Here is a 12,608-nt window from a genome sequence, read left to right on the forward strand (position 1 = left end):
TATGTAGTATGGCCTTGAACATCCATATTCTAATCGACGAGGAGAGTTTTTCGTATAACTCATTTGACTCCACCCGCACAGCGGGTGGTTTTGAGCCTCGCGCGTCTCCGCGCGAGCCCGGCTAAAGCCTCTATAATAAAATGGCCCGACCGGGGTCGGACCATTCAAAATACTATTTGACGACAATATTGACGATTTTGTTTGGCACCACGATCTGCTTGACGATGGTCTTGCCCGTCGTAAACTTCTTGACGTTTTCAATCGTCATCGCATCGGCGATTGCCTGCGCCTGATCGACGTTGACTGGCTCCATCACGTGTCCTCGTAGCTTGCCGTTGACCTGCACCATCAGCTGAACCTGCTCCGTCACCAGCGCCTTTTCGTCGTAGGTCGGCCACGGCGCGTAGGTCAGACTGTGCGCGTTGCCCAGCTTCTGCCAGATTTCTTCCATCAGGTGCGGAGCAATCGGCGCCAGCAGCTTGACGAAGCCTTCCACGTAGGCGTATGGCAGGTCATCGACCTTGCGCGCCTCGTTGATGAAGACCATCATCTGCGAAATGGCGGTATTAAAGTGCAGCGCATCGTAGTCTTCGGTGACCTTCTTGACGGTTTCGTTGTAAACCTTGTCCAGCTTGCCGTCGTTGATGGTCGTGATATGATCACGCATCTTGCCGTTGTCATCGATAAAGGTGGTGTAGACACGATCCAAGAACTTGCGTGCTCCGGCTAGGCCAGTGGTGCTCCAGGCAATACCGGCATCCAGTGGGCCCATAAACATTTCGTACAGGCGCAGCGTATCAGCCCCGTACTGCTCAACCACGTCGTCGGGATTGACCACGTTGCCCTTGCTCTTGCTCATCTTTTCGTGGTTGTCGCCCAGAATCATCCCCTGGTTGAACAGGCGCTGGAACGGCTCCTTGTTTGGAATCACGCCGATGTCGTACAGGAACAGATTCCAGAACCGCGCGTAAAGCAGGTGCAGTACCGCGTGCTCAGCACCGCCGATATACAAGTCGACTGGCATCCAGTCCTTGAGCTTGTCGTAATCAGCCAGTTTTTCCTTATTGTGGGGATCAACAAACCGCAGGAAGTACCAAGAGGACCCTGCCCACTGCGGCATGGTGTTGGTTTCACGCTTGCCCTTGCGGCCGTTTTTATCAACCACGTTGACCCAGTCGTCCAAGTTGGCCAGCGGCGACTCCCCGGTCCCACTCGGCTTGATGTCCGCCTCTTCTGGCAACACCAGCGGCAGCTCGTCTTCAGGCACCAGTGTGGTTTCGCCGTCTTCCCAGTGAATGACCGGAATCGGTTCGCCCCAGTAGCGCTGCCGGGAGAAGACCCAGTCGCGCAGTTTGTAGTTCACTTTCTTTTCGCCGATCTTCTTGTCTTCTAGCCACTGCAGCATCGCGTCAATGGCGTCTTGCTTGTTCTTGCCGTTCAGAAAATCGGAATTGATGTGCACGCCGTCGCCGGTATAAGCCGCGTCAGCAACGTCGCCGCCTTCGATCACGGCGCGGATCGGCAGGTCAAACTTTTTGGCAAAGGCGAAGTCGCGGTCGTCGTGAGCTGGCACCGCCATGATGGCACCAGTACCGTAAGTCGCCAGTACATAATCTGAGATCCAGATTGGCAGTTTTTCCCCGTTGACCGGGTTGGTCGCATACGCGCCGGTCCACACGCCGGTCTTGTCCTTGTTCAAGTCAGTCCGCTCGAGGTCAGACTTGTGCTCGATGTCCGCCTTGTACGCGTCGACTGCAGCCTTCTGCACCGGGGTCGTAATGGCGTCCACCAGCTCGTGCTCCGGGGCCATGACCACATAAGTCGCGCCAAACAAAGTGTCCGGACGCGTGGTGAAGACATCAAAGTGCTTGTCCGTGCCCTGAACGTCAAAGGTGATCTGCGCGCCGACTGAGCGGCCGATCCAGTTGCGCTGCATCTGCTTGATGTTTTCTGGCCAGTCCAAGTCATCAAGATCGGCCAGCAGCTTATCCGCATAGGCGGTGATTTTCAGCATCCACTGGCGCATTGGCTTGCGGATGACCGGGAAGCCGCCGCGCTCCGTTTTGCCGTCAATGACTTCCTCGTTGGCGACCACTGTGCCCAGATCCGGACTCCAGTTGACCGGCACTTCCGCCTCATAGGCCAACCCGTGCTTGTACAGCTGCTCAAAGATCCACTGGGTCCACTTATAGTAGTTCGGATCCGTCGTCGCAATTTCCCGGTTCCAATCGTAAGAAAACCCGAGGCTGTTGATCTGGCGCTTGAAGGTCTCAATGTTCTTGTGCGTGAAGCCCTTCGGATTGTGGCCAGTGTTCAGCGCGTACTGCTCAGCAGGTAGCCCAAACGCGTCCCAGCCCATTGGGTGCAGCACATTGTAGCCCTGGGCACGCTTCATCCGGGCAATAATGTCAGTGGCCGTGTAGCCTTCCGGATGGCCGACGTGCAGACCTTGGCCTGATGGGTACGGGAACATGTCCAGCGCGTAATAGTTCTTCTTGTTCGGATCCGTTGTGGTGTTGAACTCATTGTGCTCAGCCCAGTGCTTTTGCCACTTTTTCTCGATCGCCTTGTGATCGTACATGCGTAATGCCTCCTTGAATTTATCGAACATGCCGGGAAAAACGCCAAAAGCCGCCCTAACATTGTTAGGACGGCTTTTGCCGCGGTACCACCTAAGTTCTGCCTAACAGCAGCCCTCGTTTCTGGATAACGGCCAGTGCCGGCGTGCGTTGCTCGGGTCAGTTCGGCCAGGCTTCACGCAGGCTTGCAGCTACCGCCTGTTTTCTTCAGTGAATCATCTTGCCTACTCGTCCCAACACGTTCGATGTTGGGTCAATCATAGCAAAATCCTAAGCTTGAAACAAGCCGCGCCGGGGCGCAAATATGATAAAATCAGCTATTATGAAAAAACGTCCTGTTTATCCGCTGATCATTGCGGCAGTCAGCTTAGCGGTCTTTATCCCCATTTTAATTGGCGTTACCACGCACGCGGCCTGGATCGCGGCAGTCGACCAGCAGGTGATCCAGTTAGTCACAGCATACCGGCCGGCGTGGCTGACCGCCATTGTGCTGGTAATCACCAACCTCGGCGACCCGCCAGTGGTGGTACTCGTGGGCCTGATCGTCGCGGGCATCCTCTTTTACTTCCGGCGGCGCCGCTACGCCTGGTTCGCCTTTGCCTCGATCTGCCTGATGAGCCTATTCAACCATATCGTGAAAAGCTGGATTCGCCGGCCCCGGCCGTTCATCCAGGACCCAGCCATCACGCCGCTGACTCCCGCGGGCGGCTGGAGTTTTCCTTCCGGCCACGCCAGCGGCTCGATGCTGCTTTACGGCACCGTCATTCTGATCGCACTTAGCCTGGTGTCGCTGCCGAGGGCTCGGCACCTGCTGGTGGGCTTTTCGGTGGTCATGATCGTTTTGATCGGGGTCTCGCGCATTTACGTGCAGGTCCACTTCCCCACCGACGTGCTCGCCGGCTGGAGTTCCGCCTTGGCCGGACTAATGCTGCTGTGGTGGCTGATGTACCCGTGGCTGACTGCAGTGGGACCGACCGGCTGGGCCGGACGCGCCCCTCGCCCGTAACCCAAAAAAAGATTCAGACGGCCACCCAGCCGTCCGAATCCTTTTTTTTTACCTCGTCAAAGGATAAACCGCCCCGATCAGGCCCGCGTTGTTGCGCAGCCCCGCCGGCATGATGCGGTACGGAAAGCTTTGCCGTGCGCTGCTTAGACCGCGATGGCGCGCAATGAACTCGTCAAAGCGGCCTTGCAGGTCTTGCATGAAGAGGTCGTTTTGGCTGATGCCACCACCAATCAAAATCCGCTCAGGATCGAGGGTCCCAATCAGGTTCATCAGCATCACAACCACGTCGCTCAAAAACTGACTGTAAATTGGCTGGGCGATCATATCGTCCTCGTGGGCCAGCGCAATGATTTGCGCCGCGTCCTGTTCTGCTTTGGCCTTGGGATCATAGTGCTGAAGCGACAGGTTGTAGCGGCGCACCAGCCCCGTAACCACAGAAGCCGAATAGTTGAGCGAAACGCCTTCCAGGTCATCGCGAAAATCCAAGTCATGCGTGATGCTCCAGCCGATTTCACCGGCCATGCCATGCGCACCGCGATAGACGTCACCATTAAGGACGAGCCCGCCGCCGATGCCTGTGCCCAAAACCAGGCAGATGTAGTCGTCGATGTCCTTGGCGTTGCCCAGCCAGCGCTCAGCAATGGCCGCTGCATTCGCATCGTTTTCAACTTTTACCGGCAGCTTCAGCTTGTCACGAAGGGTCTTTCCCAGCGGGTACTGGTAAAAGCTGTCGATGGCCCCACCAGTGATCATGTACCCGGCCTTGTCGACAATGCCTGGCGCGTCTACGCCCACGCCGTCGATCGCTTGCTGCTTTTGATACGCAGTCACCACACCGACCATCTTATTGACGTTGCTCGAAGCGCGCTTAAGCGTCTTAAACGACCCATGATCTAGGATCTTGCCCGCCGCCGAGACTAAGCCATACTTGATAGTCGTCCCGCCGACGTCAAAGCCGACAAATGTTTTCATGCGCCCGCCTCCTACTTGGCGTCCAGATTCTCACCATTGCTCTTGATCACCTGCTGGTACCAGTAGAAGGAGTCCTTCCTGTACCGCGCCAAGGTGCCTTTACCTTCATCGTTTTTGTCCACGTAGATGAAGCCGTAACGCTTATCCATCTGGCCGGTGCCGGCTGACACCAGATCGATGAAGCCCCAAGGGGTGTATCCGATCAGATCGACACCGTCAACTTCGACGGCCAGCTTCATCTGTTCGATGTGCGCCTTCAAGTAGGCGATTCGGTAATCGTCGTGAACGTGATGCTGCGCGTCGATTTTGTCCACAGCACCGAAACCATTTTCGACGATAAATTGCGGCAGATGGTACCGGTCGTTGAACCAGTTCATAGCGTAGCGCAGGCCAACCGGGTCGATCTGCCAGCCCCATTCGGAGCGCTCAACGGTCGGATTCTCGACCTTGTCGATGCCTTCTTGGTAGTCAAAGGCGGCTGGTTCATCCTTTTTGGCCTTGACCGCAAAGGACATGTAGTAAGAAAAGCCGATGTAATCCACCGTGCCCGCTCTCAGCACATCCAGGTCCGCCAGCGTGATATCCAGGTTCATCTGCTTGGCCTTCTGATACTCGGTCAGCCAGCTTGGATAGCGCCCGTTGGCCTGGACATCCGCGAACCAGTAGCGTGACTGCATGGCCCGCTCGGCCTTGAAGACGTCGCGGGGATCAGGACTGGCCGGATAAATCGGCACCATCGCGATCATCGCGCCGATTTGGAAATTCGGGTTGATCTGATGGCCGATTTGCACGGCCAAGGCGGAGGCGACGGTTTCGTAGTGCGCCGCCTGATACATCACAGCCTCGGCGTTTTCGCCAGGCTTGATCAGCAGCCCTGAGTTGGTGAACAGCGCAAACTTGGCGTTGTAGTCGGCCTGGTTGTTGATCTCGTTGAAGGTCATCCAGTACTTCACCTTGTCCTTGTACCGCTTGAACACGGTGGTGGCGAAACGGACGAAGAAGTCGATCACTTTACGACTCCGCCAGCCGCCGTACTCGGTCACCAGGTGATACGGCATTTCAAAATGGGACAGCGTGATCACGGGCTGGATGCCGTTTTTCAGCAGCTCATCAAACAGGTCGTCATAGAACTTCAGCCCGGCCTCGTTTGGCTCGGTTTCATCCCCATTCGGGTAAATCCGCGTCCAAGCAATCGAGGTCCGAAACGCCTTGAGTCCCATCTCGGCAAACAGCTTCACGTCATCCTTGTAGTGGTGGTAAAAATCGATGGCGTCATGGTTGGGGTAATTCTCGCCGGGCTGCACGCCATCGGTGATCCGGCGCTCAACGCCGTTTGCACCCACGGTCATCACATCGGCCACGGAGACGCCTTTGCCGCCTTCCTGCCAGCCGCCTTCCAGTTGGTGGGCAGCCACTGCCCCGCCCCAGAGAAAATCTTTGCGTAATTTTGCCATGTGGCACTCCTTTCAACAAACAAAGCGCCCGAAGCCCGGTGTTTAATCCACGGGATCCGGACGCTTAAGCACTAATTAGACTAGTTCAGCATTAAGCCTGAGCCGTTGCAGTATCAGATTTTTCCTTATTTTCCTCAGCCAACTTCTCCTGCTCCTGCTTGAGCAGTGTCTTGTCGTAGGTGCGAATGAATGGGAAGTAAACCGCGAAGGACATGGCCAGCATGAGGGCCTGCCACAGGGCAGTGCGCCAGCCGCCGACCAAGAACCCGGAGAAGATCGCGGGTGTGGTCCACGGCACGTATATCCCGTTAAATAGTGGAATTATCCCAAGCTTAATCGCAAAGTAAGTGAGCGACATGGAAAGGGCTGGAACAACCATGAACGGAATGGCCAGAACAGGGTTCATAACCAGCGGAATCCCAAACAGGAATGGCTCGTTGATGTTGAAGATCGCTGGGGCAATTTCCAAAGTGCCCAGCGCCTTCAACTGATCTGACTTAGCAAAGAACAAAATGTAGAACAGCAGCCCAACAGTGATACCGGCACCAGTAACAGTCCCGAACTGGTCCAGCAGCGCCTGCGTGAAGATATGGCCGCCGTTAGCAACCGTCAGCGCCTTACCAGAGTGGAACAGCGCGGCGTTATCAGTCGAGTTGGACATCAGGATCCCGGTCATAACACCGGAAATGATGGCGGAACCGTGAACCCCGAAGAACCACAGGAACGTGATCAGCAGGGAAACAACCAGGACCCCACCGAAGGAATCAGTCAGCCCTTGCAGCGGTGTCTGAATGACTTGGTACAGCCACTGCAGCATGCCTTCGTGAGCAAAGTGATCGAAGGCCATGTAAACCAGGCCCCAGCCTGTCAGCAGAACGGCGGCTGGAATCAGCGCGATGAACGAGTTAGCAACGTTCGCCGGCACTGAATCGGGAAGCTTGATGGTGATGTTGTTCTTAACAAACCAAGAATAGATCCAGCCGGTTAACAGGCCGATGATGATCGCAGCAATCATCCCTTTGCCGCCTAAGAAGCCGGTATCGATCCAGCCCGTGATCCCACGGGAGTTGGTCACGATGGTCTTGCCAGCCTGGTTAACGATTGGGTTAGAAGGCTGCAGCACGATCAGGAATGACAGCAGCGCAGTGATCCCTGAAGCCAGCGGATCGATTTTTTCAGCGCGGGCCCATTCGTACGCGATCCCGGTGACGGCAATCAGCGCCATGATGTTAAAACTGAAGTTGTAAATCTGATTGAAGTACGGCACCAAGCCGGTACTGTTCATCCAGTTTGCCCATGATTCAACAGGCAACGAACCCAAAATCAGGAAGAAGGACCCCACGATGATGAAAGGAATGGTGTACATCATGCCATTCTTCAACGCCGTGATCGGACGGGTGCTCGTGAACTTCATGATCTTAGGCAAAACTTTTTGGTTGATATAATCCCCCATTATGTTCACCTATTCTTTCCGCCGCTAACGAGATCAGCGGCAAAGTCAATGTATCATTGCTAAACACTTGTGCAGGTTGCCCTGCGAATGAATGATTTCGGCCGAAATCAATGTGATGCGCTCATCACAGTGATAAGTGTAACCGGTTTCTGAACGGAAGCGCTACCCTTTTGGCTTGCTTAGAAACCGGTTTCACGAAAAAACACCCGTTACAGGAATGTAACGGGTGTCAAGCCTGGCCTCAGCCTTACTGGTGATTGAGTTCGTCTAGGCGGTGGCCGATCAGCTCGATCAGGTAGACCACTGGCACCTGCGTCGTCAAATTTAGCGACGCGTGCTTGATCTCCGGCATGAAGTAAGCGATGGTCAAATCCGCCAGCTTGGCCAAGGTCGAGGCCCCAGAATTGGTAACTGCGATGATTTTCACGTCTTCCGGCCGCACCTTGTTGACGAAATCGATCACCTCGGTCGTTTCGCCGGACACCGAAAGCACGACCACGACTGTGCCCGCCGGCAGTGGGCTGCTTTGCGGAAACGGCTGGAACGGATCGCAGACTGGCAGCGCAATTTTACCCGCATTCGACCAGAACCGGGCACCGTACTGGGCCAGTGAGTTTCCGGACCCTAACCCAAAGAACATGACCAGTGGCGCCTTTTGCACGATAGCCAAGGCCTCGTCGATCAGCTTATTGAAATCAGCCGAGTTCACTTTATTGAAAAAGTCGGCTAACGGCACCGATGAGTCATAGCTGGTGGCCTGAAATTCCGCTGCCTTGGCTTTGCGGTCCTGCTTCAGCGCAAAGCGCAGTTCTGCGTAGCCGTCGTAACCCATTTTCTCGGCAAACCGCAGCACCGAAGCTGTGCTGACATGCGCGTGCTTGGCCAGTTCGCGGATCGGCATGGTTTCCACTGCCGCCTCGTGCTTGATGACGTAATTGTAAATTGCCGTCTCGATTTCATTCAGCGTCTGCAATTTTTCGTATGAGAACAACCCAGCGCCCCCTGTAGCCTTTTCTTCTATCATGACGGCTTGAAACGCAAAATACAACTCTCAATTCTTTTCAGCGAATGCTATTGCCGCGCCGGCCGATCCAGTGCATTGAACGCCAGCCCGAGCACGACGATCACGACCGAGAAAAAGTAAATGTTGTGCAGGCCCGAGTACAAGATCTCATGCAACACCGGCAGCAGGTGCTTCGGCAAGCTGACCGCGGTTTGGGGATTGATCAGGCGGTTCAGCATGTTCATATTCACATCAGGATGCGCTGCGACACCTTGCGCCATGCGCAGGTTCAATACCACGCCGTATAGCGAGACCATCAGCGTTTGCCCGAGCGTGCGGGACAAGGTGTTGAAGCTGGTAGCCACACCAATCTCCTCCGGTTTGACCACCGCCTGGGCCCGCACCGTGGTCGTCGTGATCACGATCCCAAAGCCAAAACCCATCACGGCTGCAATCACCAAGAAGGCGACATAAGGCGTGCTTTCCGGCACCAGGGATAAGACCACAATCCCCACCAAAATATCTAGCAAGGCCAGCGTCAAGATCCGCTTTGGCGTCATCTTAGTCAACCACCGGCCGGCGATAAACGAGCCGACGACCCACATCAAACTGCTGGGCGTGATGGCAAAGCCGCCAAACGAGGCCGCCATCCCCAGTACCCCTTGGACCCACATGGGCATGTACGTTTCGTAGCCGATCACAACGCCCGAAACCAGGGCGGCTAGCACATTGGCGACCACAAAGGGCCGGTTCTTAAACAGCTTTAAATCGATGATCGGATCTGCGGCACGCCGCTCGCGCCGGACAAAGCACCAAAGCGCCACCCCAGCCGCGACCAGCAGCCCCAAGAAGTTGACGATTCCATGGGCACTCGCCAGCGCCTGAAAGCCCAGCATCAAAAACAGCAGGGTCAAGACCAGCCACAGCGTCCCCAGGTAATCAACTGGCGCTGGCACTGTTTCGTGTTGTTCATGAAAGAACACGGCAATCAGCAGCATCGTGATCAGCCCGATCGGGACGTTGATGAAAAAGATCCAGTGCCACGACAGGGTATCGACGATGAACCCACCCAACAGCGGCGCCACGACCGAGGCGATGCCCCAGGCCGAACCATTGAATCCAAGCACCTTGGCCCGTTTTTCATAGGGGTAGATGTCGGCGATGATGGTGAAGGTCACCGGCATGATGGCCCCGGCACCGATGCCCTGAAAAGCGCGGCAGATGATCAATATGGGCATCGACTGCGACAGACCCGAAGCCGCGGACCCAATGATAAATAGCAGCAGTCCCAGCAGGAACACCGGTTTGCGGCCAATTTTATCCGCGAACTTCCCGTAAATCGGGGTGGCCATCGCGTTTGTCAGCAGGTAAATCGACACGATCCAGTTCATCAGGCGAACGCCGTGAAGGTCTCCCACGATGGTGGGCATGGCAGTTGCGACAATGGTGCCCTCAATTGCTGTCATGAAGGTCGCCACAAAAATCGCGATTGTCGTAATTGCCACGTTAGTTTGCTTGGTTTTACTTAACATATTTACTCCATTCCATAAAAAACGACCGTCCAGGATCCCCCGGAACGGCCGCCTCTTTTCTCGTTAATCTAAGTACTTCGCCAGCTCAGGCACCTTATCCAGGTGCTCCCACGGCAGATCAACATCTGTACGTCCAAAATGACCATAAGCCGCGGTTTGCTCGTAAATCGGCCGCTTTAGGTCAAGCATTTTTATGATCCCCGCCGGCCGCAAATCAAAGTTTTCGCGGATGGCCTGGGTAATTTTTTCTTCTGAGATCTTGTTCGTGCCAAAGCAGTTGACTGAGACAGACACTGGCTGTGCGACGCCAATCGCGTACGCGAGCTGCACTTCCATCTTATCGGCCAGCTTGGCGGCCACAACATTCTTCGCGATGTAGCGCGCCGCGTAAGAGGCCGAGCGGTCGACCTTAGTCGCGTCCTTGCCGGAAAAAGCACCGCCGCCGTGCCGGGCAAACCCGCCATAGGTGTCCACAATGATTTTCCGCCCGGTCAAGCCAGAGTCAGCCTCTGGTCCGCCAAGCACAAAGCGCCCGGTCGGATTGACGTAAATCTTGGTGTTGTCATCCAGCAAGTTGGCGGGAATGACTGCGCGAATGACTTGGGCCTCGACGTCTTGCCGGATCTGTTCCAGGGTAGCGTCGGGATCGTGCTGCGTGGAAATGACCACGGTGTCCACCCGCATTGGCTTTTCGTTGTCATCATACTCGACGGTCACTTGGGCCTTGGCGTCCGGGCGCAGATAGGTGATAGTGCCCTCTTTGCGCAGCTTAGCGATGCGCTGCATCAGCTGGTGGGCCAGCTCGATGGGCAGCGGCATGTACTCCGGCGTTTCGTTGATCGCGTAACCGAACATCATGCCCTGATCGCCGGCCCCGATACGGTCGAGCGGATCATCTTCGCCTTCTCGTGCTTCGTATGAGTCATCGACGCCTTGGGCAATGTCCGGCGACTGCTCATCAAGCGCGGTCATGACCCCCACGGAATCCGGATCAAATCCGGAGTCCTTGTCGTAGCCGATCCGCCGAATCGTGTCGCGCACCGTCTTTTGAATGTCGACGTAGGCGCTCGTCGAGATTTCTCCGACCACCAGCACCAGCCCCGTCGTCACAGTCGTCTCGCACGCCACACGGGCATCTGGATCTTGCGTCAGCATTGCATCCAAAATGGCGTCCGAAATCTGGTCCGCGATTTTATCTGGATGTCCTTCAGAGACCGACTCCGAAGTAAATAAATGTCGTTCCTGCATCTTATTTTTCCCCCTTATTGTTTCGGTTACAAGGCATCTCCAAGACACATCGTCTTGAATCCCATCGGGAATTCTTTGCAACTGTCTAATCTTATCACAGGGTCACCCTTAAATCTAACGCGTTAGGCAAGCTTCCAGCCAAATTACTTTTGCACCGCGTCTACCCTTTCGGTATGATAGGACACGTGACGAAAGGAATTTGCCTATGACGATACAAAAAAGTGTGCTCACTGTGAGCCGCTTCATTCAAGCTGCGGCCCTGCCGCTTCTGCTGAACTGGGCGAACTTCAGCTTTCATGACTGGCCGTTTCTCGCGCTGCTTGGCCTCACCATCGCCCTGGCGGCGCTTGCCACCACGGCGCGCCCAGGAACTTGGACGATTGCGGCCTTCACTCTGGCGATCATCGGGAGCAGTAACCAGTGGGCGCTTTTGCCCCTCGCCCTTGCTCAGGCGGGCCTGGGTTGGCTGCTTGCCACCCAAAAAATGAGCGCCAAATCCGCGATTTCCGGTTGGCTGATTGAAGTCACCTTCATTCAACTCATGCTGAGCGCAAGCCTCACCCATGGCCTGACGACCCTTGTGCCTGTCGTCTTCGCTTTGATCAATGCCCTGCTCTTGCTCAGCGTTTGGGCCGATCAGCTCCCGCTTTGGGCCCTGGCAGTCTTGATCCTAGCTGGGCTTGGGACGGGCTACTGGCTCCAGCAATTTACCTTGTCTTTTTGCGCGGCGGTGCTGGTGGTGTTAAGTGTTCTTAACACCCGCCGCATCAAAGCGAACATGCTGCCTTTTACTTGGGCGGGCATCGCCTTGAGTCTCACCTTTGTTTTGATCCGCATCCATGGCTAACAAAAACCGTTCATCCTTCTGGGATGAACGGTTTTTGAATTAGCGGTTCCAACGAGACTCGAACTCGTGATCTCCTGCGTGACAGGCAGGCGTCCTAACCAACTAGACCATGGAACCAAATATAAAAAAATGGAGGATACAGGGCTCGAACCTGTGACCCTCTGCTTGTAGGGCAGACGCTCTCCCAGCTGAGCTAATCCTCCATAAGTGACCCGTACGGGATTTGAACCCATGTTACCGCCGTGAAAGGGCGGTGTCTTAACCACTTGACCAACGGGCCATACGCAACGGAGAGTAAGGGATTCGAACCCTTGATACGGGAAAACCCGTATACATGGTTTCCAACCATGCTCCTTCGGCCACTCGGACAACTCTCCATAAGCTCCGGATGTCAGGCTCGAACTGACGACACCCTGATTAACAGTCAGGTGCTCTACCACTGAGCTAATCCGGAATAAAAAAAGCGCGGCAGCTTCCTACCCTCGCAGGCAGTCACCCACCAACTACTCTCGGC

At 55.5% G+C, this 12,608-nt stretch carries 9 protein-coding genes, 5 tRNA genes and 1 riboswitch; of the genes, 2 read left to right on the forward strand and 12 right to left on the reverse strand.

Annotation, left to right across the window (positions count from 1 at the left end):
* Positions 1–172 precede the first annotated feature (172 nt).
* Complete coding sequence (gene leuS / locus JUE30_RS10450; RefSeq protein WP_203624800.1) at positions 173–2,581, reverse strand: leucine--tRNA ligase; 2,409 nt, start codon at positions 2,579–2,581, stop codon at positions 173–175.
* Positions 2,582–2,901: 320 nt separating this feature from the next.
* On the opposite strand from leuS, the gene JUE30_RS10455 reads away from it, so the two are divergent.
* Positions 2,902–3,585 carry a phosphatase PAP2 family protein gene (locus JUE30_RS10455; RefSeq protein WP_203624801.1) on the forward strand — a complete coding sequence of 228 codons (684 nt, stop codon included), beginning with the start codon at positions 2,902–2,904 and terminating at the stop codon, positions 3,583–3,585.
* Between the two features lie 48 nt (positions 3,586–3,633).
* On the opposite strand, the gene JUE30_RS10460 is transcribed toward JUE30_RS10455, so the two are convergent.
* The 6 genes from JUE30_RS10460 to metK form a co-directional block, all read right to left on the reverse strand.
* A complete protein-coding gene (locus JUE30_RS10460; RefSeq protein ID WP_203624802.1) occupies positions 3,634–4,557 on the reverse strand; it encodes an ROK family protein in 924 nt (307 codons plus the stop codon).
* An 11-nt stretch (positions 4,558–4,568) separates the two neighbouring features.
* The gene (locus tag JUE30_RS10465) at positions 4,569–6,011 is read right to left on the reverse strand and encodes a 6-phospho-beta-glucosidase (RefSeq protein ID WP_203624803.1); all 1,443 of its coding nucleotides are present in this window, start codon (positions 6,009–6,011) and stop codon (positions 4,569–4,571) included.
* A gap of 91 nt (positions 6,012–6,102) precedes the next feature.
* Entirely contained in the window at positions 6,103–7,464 is a 1,362-nt protein-coding gene (locus tag JUE30_RS10470; RefSeq protein WP_125755070.1) for a PTS sugar transporter subunit IIC, read from the reverse strand.
* Positions 7,465–7,711: 247 nt separating this feature from the next.
* Positions 7,712–8,455, reverse strand: a complete 744-nt coding sequence (locus JUE30_RS10475; protein ID WP_203624804.1) for a MurR/RpiR family transcriptional regulator — start codon at positions 8,453–8,455, stop codon at positions 7,712–7,714.
* Between the two features lie 80 nt (positions 8,456–8,535).
* Positions 8,536–9,999 carry an MDR family MFS transporter gene (locus tag JUE30_RS10480; protein ID WP_203624805.1) on the reverse strand — a complete coding sequence of 488 codons (1,464 nt, stop codon included), beginning with the start codon at positions 9,997–9,999 and terminating at the stop codon, positions 8,536–8,538.
* A gap of 63 nt (positions 10,000–10,062) precedes the next feature.
* Positions 10,063–11,247 (reverse strand): methionine adenosyltransferase, encoded by a 1,185-nt coding sequence (gene metK / locus JUE30_RS10485; RefSeq protein ID WP_125755073.1) that lies wholly within the window; start codon positions 11,245–11,247, stop codon positions 10,063–10,065.
* Positions 11,245–11,333: riboswitch (SMK box riboswitch) on the reverse strand. It overlaps the preceding gene by 3 nt.
* A 119-nt stretch (positions 11,334–11,452) precedes the next feature.
* Here metK and JUE30_RS10490 point away from each other — a divergent pair.
* The gene (locus JUE30_RS10490; RefSeq protein ID WP_203624806.1) at positions 11,453–12,094 is read left to right on the forward strand and encodes a hypothetical protein; all 642 of its coding nucleotides are present in this window, start codon (positions 11,453–11,455) and stop codon (positions 12,092–12,094) included.
* 43 nt (positions 12,095–12,137) lie between these two features.
* Here the strand turns inward: JUE30_RS10490 and JUE30_RS10495 are convergent.
* The 5 genes from JUE30_RS10495 to JUE30_RS10515 form a co-directional block, all read right to left on the reverse strand.
* Positions 12,138–12,211: transfer RNA gene (locus JUE30_RS10495), tRNA-Asp, on the reverse strand.
* Positions 12,212–12,224: 13 nt separating this feature from the next.
* A tRNA-Val gene (locus JUE30_RS10500) sits at positions 12,225–12,297 on the reverse strand.
* A gap of 5 nt (positions 12,298–12,302) precedes the next feature.
* Positions 12,303–12,374 (reverse strand) — tRNA-Glu (locus JUE30_RS10505).
* An 8-nt stretch (positions 12,375–12,382) separates the two neighbouring features.
* A tRNA-Ser gene (locus JUE30_RS10510) sits at positions 12,383–12,471 on the reverse strand.
* Between the two features lie 5 nt (positions 12,472–12,476).
* Positions 12,477–12,548 (reverse strand) — tRNA-Asn (locus JUE30_RS10515).
* Positions 12,549–12,608: the final 60 nt, after the last annotated feature.

Source organism: Lacticaseibacillus sp. 866-1 (genome assembly GCF_016861825.1).
GTDB lineage: Bacteria > Bacillota > Bacilli > Lactobacillales > Lactobacillaceae > Lacticaseibacillus.